The following is a 19963-nucleotide window of genomic DNA, read 5'->3' as shown; positions in this document are numbered from 1 at the left end:
AGCAACATGTAGGACTCCCACAGCGCCACATCCGCGAACAGCCTTCATCGCCCCTGCGAGGGGTAGCAACCCGAGGCGCACGGATGGCTGGCCAGCCCCGAGGGCGCCTTCATCGCCCCTGCGAGGGGTAGCAACGCGCATGAGGAAGCTGCGCACGCAGCTGCGAAGGGCCTTCATCGCCCCTGCGAGGGGTAGCAACAGCACGCCCTGGATGACGACGTCTGGCTGACGATGCCTTCATCGCCCCTGCGAGGGGTAGCAACGTATGACCAGCGTCGTCAAGGCCCACCCTGGCACGCCTTCATCGCCCCTGCGAGGGGTAGCAACCACGCGAGTGGTTCGAGGCCCTGGGCGCCTCCGGGCCTTCATCGCCCCTGCGAGGGGTAGCAACGCGCCCATGGCGGCGGCCCACCACGCGTCGACCTGCCTTCATCGTCCCTGCGAGGGGTAGCAACATCTCACGGCGCACGTACTGGATGGCCTGGTCGTGGCCTTCATCGTCCCTACCAGGGGTGGTAACGCAAGGGCGGAAATGGAGGCGTGAGGTCACAGCGAGTCTCCGCTCCTCATGTAGAGAGCGACCAACTTTGGCTAGCCCTACGGTCGTTTGAAGAGAACGGAAACCTCCCATATCGCTCAGCACGTCGTATGGGTCCCATGGGAACACTAGAGGTAATTCGAACATTATTTCGAATGTACCTTTCTTTCTGTAGCAGAGTCAGTCGTCTCTTGTCCTGGAAAACCAATATTTGGCCTTGCTTGGCCACTTTGGTGATCCCGTCGCTCTTCTGTCGTGGGTGCCTCCTAATGTGAGCCATCGTTACACCGGAGAAAGTGAGGAGGTGACCCATGCGTCTTCGAGTGGCAGTCCGTACGACGGCTACGTCCCTGGGCTGGGAGAATGTGCTTCGCCCAGGCCGTGGCCTGGTCTACGAACTGCTCGCCCAAGGGGCTCCTGAGGTCGGTACCCGACTGCATGGGAGCGGTTGGGGAGAAACCGGCATGACCCCCTTCGGACACAGCGCCCCTGTGTTCCCGTCGGCTCGGCGCAAGCGAGGCCAGTACGCGGTGGGTGGGACAGGCACCCTGGAGCTGGGCAGCCCTTTGCCCCAGGTCGTCGAGGGACTGGCCAAAGGCCTGGCCGGCCAGCCGGTGCTGGACTGGGGCGGTATAGCACTGCGAGTGGACGCGGTCGACGTGCTCCCTCCGCCGGACTTCGCCTCCGGCAGGGCCGTGTTCCGAACCTCCACCCCCGTGGTGATGAAGGGATCGGGGCACAACGAGCACGGGCAGCGCACCACCCGCCAGGCGTGGGTGTTGCCGACCGAACCGGAGTTTCCCGTCTACTTCGAGGCCAACCTGCGCCGCAAAGCTCTGACCCTGGAAACCGACCCCGACGTCAGCGTGCAGGCCATCACCTGGGTCGGCCCCAAGCGCAGCTTCGCCGTGGGCAAGGGCTACAAACCCGGGGCCGCAGTGGAAGCCGAGGTCCACGGTGCTCCGGAAACCCTACGAGGCATCTGGAGCTGGGGCCTGGGCCAAGCCAACTCCGCGGGTTTTGGGTGGGTGATCGCGTGAGCACCACAATCACCGAGCTGAGTGTGCGATTGACCGCTCACCCACTCCAGCGGGTCGGTGTCTTTGCTCTGGCCTCACTCGTGCACCGGGGCCCCGTACGCCTGAAGCAGCTTGCCCATCCTCTGGAGTTGACCGAGGAGGACCTGCGCGCGGCGAACGCGAACATGACCCGCGACCTAGACCGCACCACCTCTATCGCGACGAGTAAGGAACCCGGCGGCTTCTGGCTGGGGGCCAGCTACCTGTTCTGGCCCAACTGCCCCATCAACACCACCAACCGCAAATCCCTGCTGGGTCAGGATCTCAAGGACAAGCTCACCCAGTGGCGCAACCTGCCCGAGGCCGACACCGTCCTGGACGCCCGATGTGTGCTGTGCGACCACCTGGCCTGTGGGTTCTACGGCAAGGTCGACGTCCCGCTGCTAGAGAGCTCTTCCTACCGCAACACCACCATCCCCACCCACGAGGGGATGGCATTGTGCCGCGGGTGCCTGCTGAGTTTCTACGCCCTGCCTTATGGGTGCGCGATCGGTGGCGGGCGGGCCACCGCACTGCACAGCTGGGACGACGACCTGCTCCGGGTCCTGACCAAGTTCCAGGTCGACCAGACCCGACGCCAGGCCGTGGCCGGCGCTCCGGCGGGCGAACGCCCCTCCTACGCCCGCCAGCTCGCCGCGCTGAGCAGTCTGCGCGGTTACGAGGAGACGGTGACCGACGGTGTGGAGCTGATGGTCTTCACCAACAGCAACAAGGAGCAGGACCTGGCGGCGCACGCCATGGACCAGCCCAGCGCCGAGTGGATCCACGATTTGCCCCGCCAACCCCTGGGGTGGCTGGGCCGCACTCACCGCTGGGAGAAGGTGCCCGGTCGGTCCATGCTCGCCCGCAATTTGTTCGACCTGCCCGAGCGGGTGATTCCCACCGTCGCTCACTTCCTGCGCGAGTGCGCCCTGGGCAAGGACGGTATCTGCGCCCAGACGCCGCTGCTGTCCGCCACATGTTCCTCCTACGCCACGAAGGTGCTCCAGGTGTCCTCCACCGACTTGGACCAGATCAATCAACTCGCTGCACGCATCGCCCAGGTCCTCAACACCGAGGACGACAAGGAACTGAAGAAGTTCCTCCAGGCACGTAGGAAGCTCGCCACCCTGCGCGCCTGGCTGCAGCGCGCATCCGTCGACCGCACGCTGCGCACCCAGGAAGCCGAGCCGTTCATCACCGAGCGCCAGTGGCGGCTGCTCTTCGACGCCGAGGACCGGGTCTTCCTCCACCGGGACCTGCTGTTCATCGGCGTACTCAACCACCTGCACGAACTCAAGCCCGCATGGCGCGGACGCGACCACGACGACGTGTCCACCGACGACCTCATTCCCGACGCTGACCTGGATGCGGAGAACAACCGATGACCTACCTGGTGGGCAAGATCGCCCTGGACATCACCGCCGGCGCCCCCAACAACGGCCGGGGCGAGGACAACACGGCCACGGTCAAGTACTTGACCATTGGCCGCGGGGAACGCGTCCCCTACATCTCCGCGCAGGCGTTTCGCCGCTGGTGGCGCGACTCCCTGCCCGCGACCGAGAAGCGCTCACCGGTCACCCGGTCCGGCACCGGCAAGAAGCAGCAGGCCTACACCGCGGGCCGCCCGGACCTGCACCTGGACGATGACCTGTTCGGCTACATGGTTGCGGTCAAGAAGGAGAGCTACCAACGCGACACCGTTCTGGCGACCGGCACCCTGGTCTCGCTGGCGTCCAAGCGCATCAGCTCCGACTTCGGCACGATGAGCCGCGGCTTTCCGGCCGACGCCGACCCGGTCATCCACGAACACGAGCACTACACCGCCGAGATGGCCGGGGACGTGCTGTTGGACCTGCCGCGTGTGGGCACCTTCGAGCAGGACGGGGGCGGCCTGCGCCGCGCTCTGGCCCCGGCTGCGGCCGAAGAAGCGGTCAAGGCCGGTGCCAGCGAGCATGTGCTGCGCGGCGTTGGGTCGCTGCGTCTGCCGATCGAGGAGCGCCGCCGTCGGGCCGCGGTCCTGCTGCGTACCCTGGCCCAGGTCCAGGGCGGGGCCAGCCGCGCCCTGCACTACGGCGACCGTGCCCCCTCCTTCGTGCTGCTGGCCCCCCTGAAGGGAGGTAACAACCCCTTCACCCGTGTGCTGGCCACCGGGCCACAGGGCGTGTTCTTCGACGCGGACGTCTTCTCCGAGGAGATGCGGGCCTGGTCCGATGAGCTGGACGGTCCTGTCCACATCGGCTGGGCGCCCGGGTTCCTCGGTGCCCAGCGCGAACAGGTCCGCCAGGATCTGGCCGAGTACATCACGGCCGGTCGTGTGGTGATCGACCACCCGCGCACCGTCCTGGGGGGCCTGGCCAAGGAGATCGAGGCCGGTCAGCGCGACTCCTGGTTCGAGGACCTGGCCGTATGACCACCGCTCTGGAGATCACGATCACTGCCCCGGTGGTCTCGTTCCGTAACCCCCTGTACTCGGGTGTGCAGGTCACTCTGCCCTGCCCGCCGCCGTCCACCGTCGCGGGCCTGCTGGCTGCGGCGGTGGGCGGGTGGGAGCGCATGCCCGCCGACACCCGCGTGGCCATGTCCTTCACCGCCCGGGGCAAAGGGGTGGACCTGGAGACTTTCCACCCCCTGGACGCCGAAGGCAAGAAACGGGACGCCACCCCCAAGGACCACGAGTTCCTCGCTGACACGACTCTCACAGTGTGGGTGCTCAACCACCTGGATCTGTGGGAGAAAGCTCTGCGGCGCCCGGTGTGGCCGCTGCGCCTGGGCCGCAGCCAGGACCTGGCCTCGGCCCGCACCCGCCGCATCACTCTCCACTCGGGGACGGGAACCCAAGGACACGCCCTGCTGCCCGCGGAGGTGTCCGCCTCGGGGATGCAGGTGCGTATGCCGCACGCGATCAGCCCCGACCGCTCCCGCATCCAGTGGGGCACCTACCGATACGCGCCCAGGGGCAGCGTCGCGCAGGTCGACTCGCCCCTGCGCACCGACAGCGGCCAAGCGGTCGTACCCCTGCACGCGGTGCATCCCCAGGCTGCTGCTGAGGAACAGGTCGAGCTGCCGCATATCTGGGCCAAGAGCCCCGCATTCGGTCACAAGCGCGGTGAGGCTCTGACCACTCACCTCCAGGCCACCGCCCGGGCCCTGGGCCTGCTGCGCGCCCGTGTCGGCACCCTTCCCGGGGTGGACGAGCGGTTCTGGACCTGGGCCTGGTTGGCGTGTTTGTTCCACGACGCCGGAAAGGTACCGGACGGGTTCCAGACCATGGTGGGAAACCCTCCTCCCTCCCAACCGTGGGGGAGAAGGCACGAGATCTACTCGCTTGCCTTCGTTGACCACGTCCTCGACCACCTACCGGAAGAAGAACGCACCTGGGTTGGCCTGGGGGTACTCACCCACCACCGTCCCCTCGCTGGAGGCGAGAGGTCCATCCGCGGTGAACGGCGCACCCTGGCCGATCCTCAGCAGGTGCAGGACAGCTTCGAGCCCGTGGACACCGCCTCCGCCAATGCCCTCGCCACCTGGTTGGCCGCACGCGCCTCGGCGCCCGCCCCCGCATCCCTCACCCAGGCCGACCTGGCCCAGGCGACTCATCGGATGCTGGAGCACATCCTCAAGGAGTGGGACCACGGGGAAAGCCCCAATGACGCAGCCGGACTGACCGCTGCCCTGCTACAAGGAGCCGTCACCCTGGCCGACCACGTGGCCTCCGCCCACAGTCCACTGCTCACCACACACCCACTGGTCAGCACCGACTACCCGGCGCGGCTGCGCCTGGAACTGGCCAGCAAGGGCAACAGCGCCTACCCGCACCAGGAACGGGCCGAAGCCACCACCACCCACATGGTCATGCGCGCCCCCACCGGGCAGGGCAAGACCGAAGCCGCCCTGCTGTGGGCCAACACCCACACCCGCGGCCTGACCGCCGACACAGGCGGCACACCCCGCCTGTTCTACTCGCTGCCCTACCTGGCCTCGATCAACGCCATGGCCACGCGCCTGCGCGATGACCTGGGCCAGGACCAGGTCGGTGTGGTCCACTCCCGCGCGGCGAGCTTCTACCTGTCCACCGCCTCCTGCGATGACCACGGCGGTGTCCATCAGCAGGGCGATTCCGACCAGGAACGCCAACAGGCCTCCCGAGCGGTGGCCCAGGCCAACGCCAGTCGCCTGTTCCGGGAATTCGTGCGCATCACCACCCCTTACCAGCTCCTGCGCGGAGCTCTGGGGGGCACAGCGCACGCAGCTACTCTCATCGACAGCGCCAACTCGGTGTTCGTCTTCGATGAACTGCACGCCTACGAACCTCGGCGCCTCGGCATGATTCTGGCGATGATGGGCCAGTGGGCCAGCCTCGGCGGACGTATCGGTGTCCTCTCCGCGACCCTGCCCGACCGGCTCCTGGACACCATCCGGGAGACCCTTGGCGAAAACCACCGGGTGGAGTTGGTGGAGCCCGACGCCGACTACGTCTGGCCGCGCCGCCACCGTCTCCACCTGCACCAGGAGCACCTGACCGATCCCGAGAGCGTGGAGCAGATCAAGGGCGCACTGCGCGCGGGGCAGAGCGTGGCCGTGATCGCCAACAACGTCGCCGACGCCTGGAACCTCTACGATCAGCTCGCACCCCTGACCGAGGAACTCCACGGCAAGGAAGCAGCGCTGTTGCTGCACTCCCGCTTCAAGACCGGCGACCGCACCAGCATCGAAGAGGCCATCCGAGAGCGCTTCGGCACCAAGACCACGCCCCGCCACCCCGGACTGCTGGTGGCCACCCAGGTGGTCGAGGTGTCGCTGGACGTGGACTTCGACGTCCTGCACACCTCCGCCGCACCTCTGGAAGCGCTCCTGCAACGCTTCGGACGCATCAACCGCGTCGGTGCCCTGGAACGGCCGGCGCCGGTCATCGTGCACCAACCCCACTACGCTCCGCGCGGCAGGAGCGGGCCGGAGTTCGCCGACAAGGTCTATCCGGCCGAGCCCACCCGGTTGAGCTGGGACATTCTGGCCCGTGACGACGGTCAGGAGTTGGACGAACGGCTGTTCACCGCATGGCTCAACGAGATCTACGCAAGCTCCTGGGGCGATGAGTGGCGCACCCAGGTGGACGACTCCGTCCAGTCCTTCCAGGACCATTTCCTAGGCTTTGAGCAGCCCCTGAACGACACATCCCAGCTCTCCGAGGCCTTCGACGAGATGTTCGACGGTGTGGACGGCATCCTCACCCAGGACCGGCAAGCCTACGAAGACGCACTTCTGGGCAAGTCGCCAGGTGAGGAACGGGGGACGGGCAGGTTGCTGGCCTCGCAGTACCTGATCCCGCTCCCGCACTACGCGCGGTTCCTCGGTACCTGGGACCACAAGCTCAAGGTCCTGATCATCGACGCCGACTACGAAGACGACCGGGGACTGACCGCGATCAAGTCAGCCTCCAGCACGGGCTCCTACCAGCCCGGAGCGATCCTGTGATCAGCACCGAAGACGTGGGCGGGGTACACGTGAAGTACCTCTACCACTGCCCCCGCCAACTGTGGCTGTACGCCCGGGGTTTTCGCCCCGAAGCCACCAGCGCCACCGTCCAACTCGGCGAAGCGGTCCACGAGACCTCCTACCGCCGCGCCCACCCCATCGACCTGGGCTCGGCACGCCTGGACGACCTGGACGGCAACCTGTGGGGCCTTCATCGCCCCTGCGAGGGGTAGCAACCCGTCACCGTGATCGTGTCCTAGCGCTCGTCGTGGCGCCTTCATCGCCCCTGCGAGGAGTAGCAACGCGGTGATGCCGCCGGACAGGGCGGTGCCCGCCCAGGCCTTCATCGCTCCTGCGAGGGGTAGCAACATGACCTGGACTTCCGCTTCTCCAAGAGCGGCGAGCCTTCATCATCCCTGCGAGGGGTAGCAACAGCAGGACGACAGCGCACACGTGGACGCCTACGGGGCCTTCATCGCCCCTGCGAGGGGTAGCAACGCGAGCAGCACCGTGCTGGCGCCGGACCCGGCCTGCCTTCATTGCCCCTGCGAGGGGTAGCAACACGGCCTGTACGGACCCCAGTCCGCCACCGTCGCGCCTTCATCGCCCCTGCGAGGGGTAGCAACTACAGGCACACCCGGGTGAGGGGCGCCTCGTCCTGGCCTTCATCGCCCCTGCGAGGGGTAGCAACTACCAGCACACCGTGAGTTCGCGGACCGCGCGGGCGCTTCATCGCCCCTGCGAGGGGTAGCAACACCTCGATACCGTCCGGCCACTCAATCGCGGGCCGGCCTTCATCGCCCCTGCGAAGGGTAGCAACCTCGTGTCCGGGGTGATCATCACCCGCGCGCTGATGCCTTCATCGCCCCTGCGAGGGGTAGCAACACAACTGCACGGTGTACACCGACAGCCGCGGGTCGCCTTCATCGCCCCTGCGAGGGGTAGCAACAAGATGGCCACCAACCGGGGCCACAGCCTGACCCGCCTTCATCACCCCTGCGAGGGGTAGCAACATCGTGATGCGGGCCCGCCGGGAACTGAGAGCATGCCTTCATCGCCCCTGCGAGGGGTAGCAACTAGGTGTTGCGGTACGCGACGATCTCGCCTTCGTGCCTTCATCGCCCCTGCGAGGGGTAGCAACTAGTCGGGGTGGTCGGCGTAGACGGCGGCCAGGCGCGCCTTCATCGTCCCTGCGAGGGGTAAAAACGCGTGGGTCGCAACTCACACTGGAGATCCAGCATGGCCTCTGTCTCGTGCCGGTTGCAGTGGAGGCTACGGCGTGTGCTGAGATCGACTCCAGCCGCTCTCGATCCTGAGGCATACGTCGAAGCCATGATTTCTGCCGGGAACAGGCGGGAGCAGTAACGCTATAGGGTCGGCTCGTGACTACCGTTGACCTGCGAGACGCTACAGAGCGACTTCCCTCCTCGATGCGTGAAGCCATCACTCATGGAGAGGTCTTCACCCGCGGATGGGTCGTTGAGCTCATCCTGGACCTGCTGGGCTACACCCCAGAGCGTGACCTTGCCACGTTCACGATCGTGGAGCCCGCATGCGGAAGTGGAGCATTCCTCGGCCCGATCGTGCAACGGCTTAGCGCATCCTGCAAACTTCACAACCGCGACCTGGGCGAAGCCAAGCAAGCGCTACGAGCGTTCGACCTTCTCGAAGCGAACGTCAAGGCCAGCCGTGACCTGGTCCGCACTCAGATGCAGGCCCAAGGGTGGGACGAACCGACGGTTGAGAGTGCTGTTCAAGCTTGGGTCACCCAAGGCGACTACCTCCTGACGCACCACCGCGGCCAGGCTGTGGACTTCGTCGTCGGTAACCCGCCCTACATCCGCCTCGAAGATGTTCCCCGCGAGCGCATGGCGCTATACCGGGCAGCATGCCCCACCATGGGCGGCCGAGCTGATATCTACGTTGGCTTCTACGAAGCAGCCTTGCGCACCCTCCGGGAACAGGGACAGCTCGGGTTCATCTGCGCGGACCGGTGGATGCACAACCAGTACGGAGCACGTCTACGCGAGCTCGTGACCTCCGGCTTCAGCGTTGACTTCGTACTGACCATGCATGACGTGGACGCCTTCGAAGAACAGGTATCCGCCTACCCCGCCATCACTATTATCAGCAAGCAACAGCAGAGCAGCGCGGTGGCAGCCGACACCAGGAAGGGTTTCTCCCAGGCTGAGGCGCGAGAGCTCTACGACTGGAGTCTGCAGCCCGAGAGCCAGGTTGCCGAGAAGCCGACCTACCAAGCAGCACGGCTGCCGCACTGGTTCTCCGGAGACGAACTCTGGCCCGCGGCTTCCCCAGCACGTTTGGCCATGCTGGAAGACCTTAACGACCGGTTCAGTGTCCTAGAAGACCGTACGGCTGGCACGCGGGTGGGCATCGGGGTGGCCACCGGCGCGGACAAGGTCTTCATCACCACCGATGCCAACCTGGTGGAGGAAGACCGGCTCCTGCCGTTGGCCATGGTCCGCGACACCAAGACCGGTACCTACCAATGGCAGGGGTACTACCTGGTCAACCCCTGGACCCGTAGCGGAGAACTGGTTGACCTGGATCGGTTCCCGCGCTTGCGGTCTTACCTCGCACGAAACGCTCACCTACTCCGCAAACGCTACGTCGCGGTCCAGCAGCCCGAGCGCTGGTACAAGACCATCGACAAGGTCGATCATGCTTTGGTGGGCAAACCGAAGCTGTTGCTCCCGGACATGAAGACCACCATCCATCCGGTCCTCGACAAGGAGGGCGTCTACCCTCACCACAACCTCTATTACATCGTCTCCGATGTCTGGGATCTGGAGGTTTTGGGAGGGTTGTTGATCTCCAAGGTTGCGCAGGCCTTCGTTCAGGCCTATGCGGTCAAGATGCGTGGTGGCACCCTGCGGTTCCAAGCCCAGTACTTGCGCAAAATCCGGGTACCCCAACCGTCCGACCTGAGCGATAAGGTCCGGTTGCAACTGGCCGAGGCCTTCAGGAACCGTGACGTGAATGCAGCAACACGAGCGGCACTGGACGCCTATGGTCTGGATCATCTTCCCGACTAGGAGGACAGGTTGGCGGTCACCCGTCAGGACTTCGAGGACGCCATCGCCCAGTACTGGGGCGTAAAAAGCACGCAGAGCGATCTTTCCAAGATCAAAGGCGCGGTCGGCGCTGGAACAGCCAGTTCCGTCAGGGCCGGTAAGCACTTCGATAGTGTCGCGGGGCTCATTGCGAAGTTCTTCCTCGAAGCCGGATATCCCGAAGAATCTATTCGTGTTGACCGCAAACAAGGATTGGAACTTCCCGGATACTTTCGTCCACAGAAACAGTGGGACGTCGTCGTCAGCATGGGACAAACTCTGGTGGCGGCTTTTGAACTCAAAGCTCTTGGTGGACCCTCGTTCGGTAACAACTACAATAACCGTGTGGAAGAGGCCCTGGGTAGTGCTGTGGACCTCCGACACGCGGCCCTGGCGAAGCTATACCCAGGAGAAAAGCCGTGGTTGGGGTACTTCTTCATTATGGAAGATGATGAGGGGTCCCGGCGTCCAGTCAGTATTGGGAAAAAGGCAGCCCTCCCTCCCGAACCCATCTGGCATGGGACTTCATACCAGGACAGGTTCGGAATCTTCTGCAAACGACTCATCGACGAGTCTTTGTATGACTCGGTTTGTTACGTCACCTCTTCAAAGGACTCCCCGAACCCAGTCGAGCCAGTGGACCAACTGGATTGGGCGCATTTTGCAGCTGGGGTGCGAAGCAGGATCTGCTACCTGGGGGAGTTGGGTTACCCCAACGAGGGGTGAAATCGGCTAGGAGAAGATGCCTGGATGCGTCTTCTTGCCAGGGTGTGTTCGAGCTCCCGAGGGGGTCGTCTCGGCAATGCTTTCCACTTTCGCCACTTGTCTCGTGTCGGCTCTGGTGCGTTCCGGGATCGCCTCCCGGCACTCCCGTGCAGCAAGGCGGCTGTCGAAGGTGATGTTGGGTCCGGCCGGCATTGTGTCGCCGGAGGCGGGACGGTAGGCGACTGAGCAGACGGCTTGGCTGGTGCTGCGGGACGTTGGGAGGACCCGGCGGCACGGGCGGGGAAGGGGTGTGAGTGGTGAGCTGGTCCCACAGTGCGGCGATTCCTCTGAGATGAGGTTGTGCGCTCCTTCTGAACTGGGGTTTTGTGGTGCACTCGGTAGGATTCGAACCCGCGGCCATCGGATTAGAAGGTACCTCGTGAGGTTCGCGTCTGTCACAAGCCACCTCTAGCCTGCCGGTCAGATATTCTTCACCGCTCTCTCGGGAGAAGAGCAGCGTTCAACTCTATGCAGCCACGTTGCGGTCGGTCGAGCCTTCATCGCCCCTGCGAGGGGTAGTAACGGCTTGAGCCACCCGAAGAGGGACGCGAGTCCGGGCCTTCATCGCCCCTGCGAGGGGTAGCAACCAGCAGCACGGCGCGCACACGCACACCAGGTCCGGGGCCTTCATCGCCCCTGCGAGGGGGAGCAACTTGTCTGGCGCCGGGAGCTATGGAGGCTCTGGTGTGTGCCGCGTTTCGTGATGGCTAACCTGGCCCGTATGGAGCTCAAGGGCTGTGGTTACGCGGATGTGCGGCTGCCTTCACCGCTGGAGGAAGTCGACGACGGATTCCTACGCGAGCACGGGGTCCGCTTGCTGCTCAAGCGCGACGACCTCATCAGCGCTGAGGTGCCAGGCAACAAGTGGCGCAAGCTCCACCCCAACCTCCGTGCGGCACACGGGCAGGGCCACTCCACGCTGCTGAGCTTCGGTGGGGCCTACTCCAACCACATCCGAGCGGTGGCCGCAGTCGGCAGGGCGTGCGGGTTCTCGACCATCGGCATCATCCGAGGCGAAGAGCACCTTCCGCTCAACTGGTCGCTCACCTACGCCACACAACAGGGCATGCGGCTGGAGTACCTGGACCGGACGACCTACCGGTTCAAGCACACACCCGCAGTCGTCGACGGGTTGCGCGAGCGGTTCGGCGACTTCTACCTGTTGCCCGAAGGCGGAAGCAACGCCCTGGCCGTGCGCGGCTGCGCTCCGATCGCCGACGAGATCGACGAGGACTTCGACGCCATCTGCTGTGCGTGTGGCACGGGTGGAACACTCGCTGGTTTGGCGGCAGGTCTGGCCCCAGGGCAGGAAGCCATCGGCTTCTCGGTGCTCAAGGGCGGTGACTTCCTCACCGAGGAGGTACGCCGGTTCCAGGAGGAGGCCGGTGTGGTGACCGATAACTGGTCGGTCGAGACCGGTTACCACTTCGGGGGATTCGCCAAGCATCCACCTGAGTTGGCCGCCTTCATCGAGGAGTTCCACGCGCGCCACGGGGTGCTGCTGGAGCGGATCTACGTGGCCAAGATGCTCGCCGGGGTCTACGACCTGGTGGCGCGCGGCAGGTTCTGCCGGGGCAGCACCGTGGTCGCGCTCATCACCGGCCCCGCTGAGAGCTTGAGCGGGTAAACCAAGCGGTCACAGCTTCATGTGGTATTCGCGGATGGTCCTGTGTGAGGAGGCGTGGTCCACCCAGGTGAGGTCCCACTCGCCGGAGTTGACCGTGAAGTCCTTGCCGAACCCCAACCACTTGCCCTTCATGGCGCGCCCCATCGGGTTGATGAGGAGCTGCAGGGTGCCGTGGTAGCCCGCGCCGCGATAGTAACCCGTGGGCGAGGTCCGTTCGCTCCAGGAGCCGCTGGCCACACCCTTGTCGAGATCCAGTTGCAGGTCCAGTCGGGAACCGGTGGTGTGCGGCAGGCTCTGTCCGACCAGATGCGTGCCTTCCTGGCGGAGGACGACGTAGTGCTCGCTGGTGAATTCGCTGTTTCGGCTGCTGCTTGGGTACCGGTATCGGCTATGCCAGATTCCCGAGTAGTCCTCGTCGGCGCGCGTGCTTCCGTTGCCGGGCGGGAGCGGGTCCTCCTTGGAGGCGTTGACCGGTAGGGATGCGGCCAGCGACAGACCCGCTGAGACCTTCAGGAACACGCGGCGGGCATTGGGCCCTATGCCGCCGGAGACGGACCAGGCGGCCACACCGCGGGCGATGTCGTGGACGTCCAAGGACTCCAAGCGCTCCGCGAGCGCCAGGGCCTGCTCGCCCTCCGTGTCGGCATCGGAGGTTCCATGGGCCACGAGGAGGGGAAGCTCATCGGCGACGGACTTCGCCCGGTGAGCGGGATCCGTGCCTCGGTGGTCGGCGCAGTCGGCGACCAGGTCGGCTACGGAGCACTCGTACAGTTCTGCCAGACGGGCCAGGATCTCCAAGGACGGCGCGTGACCGGTCGATGAGGGCCATAGCTCCCAGTAGGAGAAGTTCTTGAAGGTCTTGGGAGAGGCGGGCCAGCGGTCGTTCCACCGGTCAGCGGCCTCCCGCTGACTCCAGCCGCGAACCAGGCGGAAGGCCACACGGGCGTTCACGCGGTAGCGCTTCCGGAAGGCCTCGGCCACCTCCACCCATGACATCCCCTGTGAGCGGAGCCGGTCGGCTGTCGCCTTCTGCTCCTGGCGAGCGCTACGGGCCTTCATCGCCATCGTGCCTCCCGCGGTCGGGCGATGTGTTTGATGGACGCTAACGGTCCGGAGAGCCAGCGCAAAACCTCCCTGTTGAACAGGGAGATGTTGCAGCCAATCATCATGGTTGCTCTGGGTGGTCAGCGCAACCGTTCTCCAACAGGCTTGAACCCACACACCAGGGACGACAGCCGTTGTTTTCGCGGGACACCGCTCTGCGCGGTTACCGGGAACAGCGGCCTCGGCGCCAGTACGGAGGGGTGCATGTGGGAGCGACACAGAACTACCGGGCGACGGTTCCGGCCGGCCACAGCGGCGTGGCCTACGACGGAGGTGCCCGGACCGCTCTCCAACCTCCTGAGGCTGCACCGTCACCGTGGTGGAACAGGCCGGTGACCGCAGTGGGCTGGGAAGTGGCGGACGACCGTGTGCAGTACGCGGCCGCTGAGCAGCTCCATCAGCGTCACCACCGCCTGTGGTGGGTGATGTGGGGGCCCGGAGCCAGAAGGTACTTCGCCTTCTACCAGGGCGACGCCGATCTTGATCCCCTCTCGGATACCTCCGCCGAAGGGCTGGAGATCCAGATCAGGCGTGCTCAGACGGTAATCGCCCGCACCCACCCGGCGTCGTACTGGCGGTGCCCCGTCTCGTGTTGCTCCTGGACCTCGATCAACCCCGTGTCCCACGCGCCCTGCCCGCTACCGGTCCCTTCGTACCGATGACCACAGCCATCGCAGCACCTCGCATTCCGTGCCAGGACCTGCCCGACCCCGAGCACCTGTTCGGCAACGCTCTGCAGCAGCGACGTGTCCGCCATGTCTGTGCTCCCTGCCCGATCCGAGTGGACTGTCTGGCCCGAGCCCTGACCGAGCGGATCGACATCGGGCTCTGGGGCGGGCTGACCCACGCCGAACGCCAGGCTCTGCGTCGCCGCCATCCCCAGGTGAGCGACTGGTTCGCCTTCCTCGCCCGTAACCCTGCTGTCCCTGTTGGAAAGGACAACCGCACGTGACCTCTGGTACTACCGCGTTCCCTGCGACGGACACAGAATCCGAAGCACCCCTGACACCTGCGGAGGTCGCGACCCTCTTCCGCGTGGACTCCAAAACCGTGGCTAGGTGGGCGGCCCGCGGACTCCTGTCCAGCTTCAGGACTCCTGGAGGGCACAGGCGCTTCCTCGCCCGTGAGGTGTACTCCCTGCTGGCTCGGGACTTCACCCTGGCCGGAGGAGTCTGACCTGACAACGGTCCGTCCCCTCCGGAAGCCGGGACGAACAACACCAGAGCGGTGCTGTGGGGCACCTCTTCGGTCCGAGAGCTGTACGCGCTACCGCCCTTTCCTGCGAGGTCCGGCCATCTCCCAGCCGGACCTCACCCAGGCGAGGACAACGAGAACGACACCCGAGGCAAAGGAGCTGGACCAGTGTCCATCCCAGGACCCGCCGAGTACAGGGGGCTCCCCCGCCGCTTCCGACAGGCAGAACATGGGCGGTCGGACAGCGGCCCAATACCGCGCCCCTGCATCCCTCATGGGGAGCAAGTCGCTGTCGGGGTGATGGCGCAGCGCCAGGAACAGCCCCTGGACGATCCCACCTGTCTGGCCGTGCTGGGACATGCCTTCGCGAGCCAGGCGTGTACGAACACCGATATCCGGGCCACACCCACCGTCGGCTTCGCTCCGCAGGACGACCTGTCAGAGCTTGCCGGCGCTGTTCGGTGCCTGCTCCGCCACCGTCCTGATCTCGCCCGGCCCAGCGGGCTTCCACGACGAGAAAGGCAGGAAGGAGACCGCCAGGACCATCCTCTCGCGCACCTCCGGGCCCATATCCGGGCCCGAGGCGAGTGTCCACCTCATGACAACACACCACACAAGGAAGACACGAAATCCATGGACTCCAAGAACACCAACGCATCCACATTCGCCCTGGAAGTGCGTGTGACCGACGAGGCCGTCAACGACGACGGTCTCGTGCCCTGCGACACCAGCGACGGCTGCGGCTCCACGTGCGCGAGCGCCTGCACCAACAGCGGTCTCTGAGCCGCCTTACCCCCTGATGGACGAAGGAGGAGAGCGGTGCACGAAACCCCCGATCTGGTCCTGGACGTGCACGTGACCGAGGACTCGGTGGCGGCCGACGGCCTCACCGTGCTGGTCAGTGACGGCGGATGCGGCGCGACCTGTGCGTCAGGCAGTTGCGTCAGCGGAACCTGACACCTCTCACCAAACCCGGGGGCGGGGACGCCCCCGGGCCCAGACAGCGAACGATCAAGGAGGAACCGTGAGCGCCTTGTACCGGGCCTTGGGCCCGGCGTTGCTGAGGGCGGCCCGACTGCCACGAGACCCGGAGTCACAGGCGTGGCCCGACCCCGATCACGCTGCCCCTGAAGAGGTGCGGGCCTGGGTATCGGATCAGTGGCCGGGACCATCGGCAGAGGCGGTGCGGCTGGCCAGCCCCTCCCTGTCCGCGCTTCTGGACGCCATCACAGCCCGCCGGGTCGATGATGACCGGAAGGTGCGCCGGGCGACCCTGGCACTCATGCGGTACCTACTGCGCGCCACGGGTCGCTCCACCCCGTTCGGGTTCTTCGCCGGTACCGCCCCCGCTTCTTTTGGAGAGAAGACCCGGCTGCGGTGGGGTCTCGATCACCGGGCCGTCACCCGGCCTGATCCGGAGTGGCTGCACCAGGCCGTCACCGACCTGGAAGCTGTTCCAGAGGCGGCCGAGCGGCTGCATGTGGTGGCTGATGACCGGATCCGTCTGCGCGGCGACCACTACGAACTCACCCACGGCAAGAAGCGCATCGAGATCCGACGGACCGAAGCGGTGCGTCTCGTGCTGGAGGCAGCGTCCACACCGATCACCGTGAGCGCGGTGGCCGACCGTTTGTGCGCGCACGAGCCGTCCGCGCCGCGTGAAGCCGTTGCAGCGATGATTCGCGGCCTGCTCACCCAAGGTTTTCTCGTTTCGGAACTGCGTGCCCCAGGTACCACTCCCGACGTGCTCGGCCACGTCCTGGAGCATCTTGACCGGGCACAGATACACAAAGTGCGGGCGGCTGCTCCTGTCCTGGACCAGCTCCGGAAAGCAGAAACCGACCCGGCCAGCACCGCGGCACCACTCCGCATCGACCTGCAGTTGGACTGCGACCTGACGCTGCCGAGCAGTGTGGCCGAGGAGGCTGCTGTCGCGGCTACCGCCCTGGTCCGTCTGTCTCCCCACCCGGGCGGCGATCCCGGCTGGCGGGACTACTACACCGAGTTCGTGCACCGGTACGGGGCTGGGACGGTGGTCCCACTGGCGGACCTGCTCGACCGCGACATGGGATTGGGCTACCCGGCCACCTATCCCGGGACCCGCCTGTCCCTGCCCCGCGAGCGCACCCCGAGCTTCCTCGCCCGGCAAGAACGCCTCCTGGTGCTGGCCCAGCGCGCTGCGGTGCTCGGGCAACGCGAGGTCGTGCTCGACGACGCCGACCTGGACGGACTGACGGTAGCCGAAGTCGATTCGGTGAGGGTGCCGCCCCATGTGGAGACCGCGGTGACCGTGTGCTCTGCCAGCCCGGCCGATCTCGATGCCGGCCGCTACACGCTGCGGCTGCGTCCGGCCCGTGCGATCGGGACGATGACCGGCCGGGTCCAGATCGCGGGCTCACCGTTGGCTGCGGCGGCCTCACGGATTCCGGTGACCACCGCAGGAGCGTTCCCCGCCCAGATGAGCTTTGCACCGTTGACTCCAGCGGCCGACCAGGTCGCACACACCCCGCGCTTCCTGGACCACGTGTTGGCATTGGGCGAGCACCGGCCCGAGGAGGAGCCCGGCGTGCTCACCGCCGCAGACCTGGGTGTGCTGGTAGACCGGACCCGTCTGTACCTGGTGCACACCCCCACAGGCCGCATCGTCGAACCGCAGATGATGCACGGACTGTCCCTGGACTCCCAGACACCCGCGCTGGCCCGTTTCCTGGCGAACTTCACACGAGGATTGTGCGCCTCCTACCAACAGTTCCCCTGGGGCGACTCCGGCCTTGCGCTGCCGTTCCTGCCCCGGATCCGCTACCGGCGCACCATCCTGGCCTCGGCCCGGTGGATGCTCACCAGAGACGACGCACCCCTCGGGCGGGATCGGGAACAGATCCTGAAGGCCTGGCGCCACCAGTGGAGGGTGCCCGACGCCGTCGGCCTCGTGCACGGGGACCGGGTACTGCCGGTCGACTTGGAAGCGGCTGCGCACAGGGCACTGGTGCTCGCACACCTGGACCGACACGGCCGGGCTCTGCTGACCGAGGTACCCGACCCGGACATGGACCTGGGGTGGATCGGCGGTCACGAGCACGAGGTCGTCGTGCCACTGGTGACCACACTGCCTCCGTCCCCCTCACCTCTGGAACGGGTCTGCCCTGTCACTGTGACCGATCGCGAACGCGGAGACTTCCCCGGATCCGAGGGAGCGCGCTGGTTGTTCGCGAAGGTCTACACCCACCCACACCGCCAGAACGAGATCCTCACACACCACCTACTCGCCCTCCTGAACGAGCTGGGCGACCCGCCCTGGTGGTTCCTGCGTTACCGCGAACCCCGAGACGCCGATCACCTGCGCCTGCGTATCCGCGTCGGCTCCTCCCAGGAGACCTCCCGGGCTGTGACCGCCCTCGGGTCGTGGGCCGAGCGCCTGCGCGACTCCGGGCTCTCTCCCCGCCTGGCCTTCGACACTTATCTGCCCGAGAGCGGACGCTACGGGACCGGGCCGTGCCTGGAAGCCGCCGAAGCGGTCTTCACCACCGAATCGGCCGTGGTCCTGGACTACCTCGCCCGTGGTGTCACGGACGCCACGGCACTGGCCGCCGCGATGATGGTCCACACCGTGCGCTCCTTCACCGGTGGCACCCGGTGGCTGCTGGACCACCGCGAGGACAAGCGAGCCGATGCGTCCTCCGCACACGTCCAGCAACGAGCCGCTGAGCTCGCCGCGCACCCGACCCATCCCGGCCTGCACCGCGCACTGATCACCTACCGGACCCGATTGGACGAGCGCCCCGGGCCCGACTCCGACACGGTCTGTTCCTCACTGCTGCACATGCTCCACAACCGTGTTCTGGGCATCGACCGAGCCGGGGAGCGCACCTGCTACCGCACCGCCCGGCAAGTGGCACTGACCTGGCACCACCGTGCCGAGAGGACCCGCACGTGAACACCACCGCACCACCGAGCCGGGACCTGGACCGGGTGCCCGAGGACATCACCGACCCGGCTTGGGGTCAGTCGCTGTCCAACGGCGCTCTGGGACCCGCGCTGTTCCACCTGACCCGAGCCACCACCGCCCCCGACAGAGCCGACACCGCGCTGGCATGGTTGCGGGCCGCCACCCGTACCTCCGTCTCCTCCCACCCCGACGGTGCCCTGTTCTGCGGAGTCACCTCCCTGGCCTACGTGCTGGCCATCACCCGGGCCGGGGACGCCGAGCTCCGTCGGCGGCTGCACACCCATGTACTCACCCTGGCTCGAAAGCGTCTCCACACAGCGCACCGGCGTCTGGCCGACGGCGCGACCACGACCCCACGCGAATACGACCTCATCGGTGGACTCTCCGGCCTGGGCGCCTACCTGCTGACCACCCAACCCGACGGGGACACCACCCGCGCGGTGCTGTCCTACCTGGTGGCCCTCACCGAGCCCCGCCACGTGCACGGGAGACAGGTGCCCGGATGGTGGACACGCCTGTCCCCGAAAGGACAGGAGAGCCCCGGCTTCGTCCACGGGCACGCCAACCTGGGAATGGCGCACGGCATCGCCGGACCCCTAGCCGTCCTGGCCACGGCCCTGCACCGCGGCGTGGAGGTCCCTGGACAGGTCGACGCCATCGAGTACATCGCCGCCTGGATGAACATCTGGCGCCACCGCGACGACGACGGAGTGTGGTGGCCCCGCTGGATCACCTGGCCCCAGTACCTGGAACAACAACCCGTGGAACCCAACCCGATGCGACCGGCGTGGTGCTACGGCATCCCCGGACAGGCACGCGCCCAGCACCTGGCCGCCCTCGCCCTCGGCCGAACGGAGCGCGCTGCCGAAAGCGTGGATGCGTTGGCGGCCTGCGCCACCGACCGGAACCGGCTGGCCGCACTCGACGCGAGCCTGTGCCACGGCCGCTCCGGGCTGCTGCAGACCCTGCGCCGGACAGCCGAGGACGAGGGCACCGGACGCCTCGACAAGGTGGTACGAAACCTGGAACACCAGGTCACGGTGCGACCCAGCACCGGCACCGGACTCCTGGAAGGCTCCTCCGGACAGGCCCTGGCACACCTGCCCGCTCCCGCCCACCGCACCCGGTGGGACACCTGCCTACTGATCACCAGCTGACCGCGAAACCGACCACGAAAGTAGG

Annotated in this window: 16 protein-coding genes and 1 CRISPR repeat array (1 of these 17 cut by a window edge); of the genes, 14 read left to right on the top strand and 2 right to left on the bottom strand. The window is 66.4% G+C overall.

Annotated elements, in window-relative coordinates; translation table 11 throughout:
- Positions 1–520: direct repeats of the CRISPR family, unit length 30 nt; unit sequence GCCTTCATCGCCCCTGCGAGGGGTAGCAAC; it reaches 675 nt to the left of the window's first position.
- Positions 521–1002: 482 nt separating this feature from the next.
- The 8 genes from AC0T5L_RS24725 (at position 1003) to AC0T5L_RS24690 (ending at position 12537) form a co-directional block, all read left to right on the top strand.
- Positions 1003–1578 (top strand): CRISPR-associated endoribonuclease Cas6, encoded by a 576-nt coding sequence (locus AC0T5L_RS24725; RefSeq protein WP_476167888.1) that lies wholly within the window; start codon positions 1003–1005, stop codon positions 1576–1578.
- On the top strand, positions 1575–2984 hold the full coding sequence (locus AC0T5L_RS24720; RefSeq protein WP_476167887.1) for a hypothetical protein: 1410 nt from the start codon (positions 1575–1577) through the stop codon (positions 2982–2984). The genes AC0T5L_RS24725 and AC0T5L_RS24720 overlap by 4 nt, the downstream gene beginning before the upstream one ends.
- A complete protein-coding gene (gene cas7i, locus AC0T5L_RS24715) occupies positions 2981–4009 on the top strand; it encodes a type I-B CRISPR-associated protein Cas7/Cst2/DevR (protein WP_476167886.1) in 1029 nt (342 codons plus the stop codon). Before AC0T5L_RS24720 ends, cas7i begins: the two co-directional genes overlap by 4 nt.
- Positions 4006–7071, top strand: a complete 3066-nt coding sequence (gene cas3 / locus AC0T5L_RS24710) for a CRISPR-associated helicase Cas3' (protein ID WP_476167885.1) — start codon at positions 4006–4008, stop codon at positions 7069–7071. Before cas7i ends, cas3 begins: the two co-directional genes overlap by 4 nt.
- Positions 7068–7304, top strand: coding sequence for a Dna2/Cas4 domain-containing protein (locus AC0T5L_RS24705; RefSeq protein ID WP_476167884.1), 237 nt, complete (start codon positions 7068–7070; stop codon positions 7302–7304). Before cas3 ends, AC0T5L_RS24705 begins: the two co-directional genes overlap by 4 nt.
- A 1149-nt stretch (positions 7305–8453) precedes the next feature.
- Positions 8454–10127, top strand: coding sequence for an Eco57I restriction-modification methylase domain-containing protein (locus tag AC0T5L_RS24700; protein WP_476167883.1), 1674 nt, complete (start codon positions 8454–8456; stop codon positions 10125–10127).
- A gap of 9 nt (positions 10128–10136) precedes the next feature.
- Positions 10137–10871, top strand: a complete 735-nt coding sequence (locus tag AC0T5L_RS24695) for a PaeR7I family type II restriction endonuclease (RefSeq protein WP_476167882.1) — start codon at positions 10137–10139, stop codon at positions 10869–10871.
- A gap of 727 nt (positions 10872–11598) precedes the next feature.
- Positions 11599–12537, top strand: coding sequence for a 1-aminocyclopropane-1-carboxylate deaminase/D-cysteine desulfhydrase (locus tag AC0T5L_RS24690; protein ID WP_476167881.1), 939 nt, complete (start codon positions 11599–11601; stop codon positions 12535–12537).
- Between the two features lie 9 nt (positions 12538–12546).
- Here the strand turns inward: AC0T5L_RS24690 and AC0T5L_RS24685 are convergent, their stop codons facing one another.
- Positions 12547–13602 carry a hypothetical protein gene (locus tag AC0T5L_RS24685; protein WP_476167880.1) on the bottom strand — a complete coding sequence of 352 codons (1056 nt, stop codon included), beginning with the start codon at positions 13600–13602 and terminating at the stop codon, positions 12547–12549.
- A gap of 697 nt (positions 13603–14299) precedes the next feature.
- Between AC0T5L_RS24685 and AC0T5L_RS24680 the strand changes: the two genes are divergently transcribed.
- Positions 14300–14593 (top strand): WhiB family transcriptional regulator, encoded by a 294-nt coding sequence (locus tag AC0T5L_RS24680; protein ID WP_476167879.1) that lies wholly within the window; start codon positions 14300–14302, stop codon positions 14591–14593.
- Entirely contained in the window at positions 14590–14817 is a 228-nt protein-coding gene (locus tag AC0T5L_RS24675; protein ID WP_476167878.1) for a BldC family transcriptional regulator, read from the top strand. Before AC0T5L_RS24680 ends, AC0T5L_RS24675 begins: the two co-directional genes overlap by 4 nt.
- 456 nt (positions 14818–15273) lie before the next feature.
- On the opposite strand, the gene AC0T5L_RS24670 is transcribed toward AC0T5L_RS24675, so the two are convergent.
- Positions 15274–15435, bottom strand: coding sequence for a hypothetical protein (locus AC0T5L_RS24670; RefSeq protein ID WP_476167877.1), 162 nt, complete (start codon positions 15433–15435; stop codon positions 15274–15276).
- 33 nt (positions 15436–15468) lie between these two features.
- On the opposite strand from AC0T5L_RS24670, the gene fxlA reads away from it, so the two are divergent.
- The 4 genes from fxlA to AC0T5L_RS24650 all read left to right on the top strand — a co-directional run bounded on the left by fxlA (position 15469) and on the right by AC0T5L_RS24650 (position 19938).
- Positions 15469–15618, top strand: coding sequence for an FxLD family lanthipeptide (fxlA, locus tag AC0T5L_RS24665; protein ID WP_150246332.1), 150 nt, complete (start codon positions 15469–15471; stop codon positions 15616–15618).
- A 36-nt stretch (positions 15619–15654) separates the two neighbouring features.
- Positions 15655–15792: a hypothetical protein gene (locus AC0T5L_RS24660; RefSeq protein WP_476167876.1), complete on the top strand. Its 138-nt coding sequence runs from the start codon at positions 15655–15657 to the stop codon at positions 15790–15792.
- A gap of 226 nt (positions 15793–16018) precedes the next feature.
- Positions 16019–18769, top strand: coding sequence for a lantibiotic dehydratase (locus AC0T5L_RS24655; RefSeq protein ID WP_476167875.1), 2751 nt, complete (start codon positions 16019–16021; stop codon positions 18767–18769).
- Positions 18766–19938: a lanthionine synthetase C family protein gene (locus AC0T5L_RS24650; protein WP_476167874.1), complete on the top strand. Its 1173-nt coding sequence runs from the start codon at positions 18766–18768 to the stop codon at positions 19936–19938. Before AC0T5L_RS24655 ends, AC0T5L_RS24650 begins: the two co-directional genes overlap by 4 nt.
- Positions 19939–19963: the final 25 nt, after the last annotated feature.

This window comes from Nocardiopsis sp. TRM 82005, assembly GCF_056312425.1.
This window is presented reverse-complemented; position numbering and strand designations above follow the sequence as displayed.

Bases quoted from the DNA above. Each gene is read 5' to 3' on its own strand.
- AC0T5L_RS24725 (WP_476167888.1), top strand. From the start codon at position 1,003: ATGACCCCCTTCGGACACAGCGCCCCTGTGTTCCCGTCGGCTCGGCGC.
- cas7i (WP_476167886.1), top strand. From the start codon at position 2,981: ATGACCTACCTGGTGGGCAAGATCGCCCTGGACATCACCGCCGGCGCC.
- cas3 (WP_476167885.1), top strand. From the start codon at position 4,006: ATGACCACCGCTCTGGAGATCACGATCACTGCCCCGGTGGTCTCGTTC.
- AC0T5L_RS24685 (WP_476167880.1), bottom strand. From the start codon at position 13,602: ATGGCGATGAAGGCCCGTAGCGCTCGCCAGGAGCAGAAGGCGACAGCC.
- AC0T5L_RS24680 (WP_476167879.1), top strand. From the start codon at position 14,300: ATGACCACAGCCATCGCAGCACCTCGCATTCCGTGCCAGGACCTGCCC.
- AC0T5L_RS24670 (WP_476167877.1), bottom strand. From the start codon at position 15,435: ATGAGGTGGACACTCGCCTCGGGCCCGGATATGGGCCCGGAGGTGCGC.
- fxlA (WP_150246332.1), top strand. From the start codon at position 15,469: ATGGACTCCAAGAACACCAACGCATCCACATTCGCCCTGGAAGTGCGT.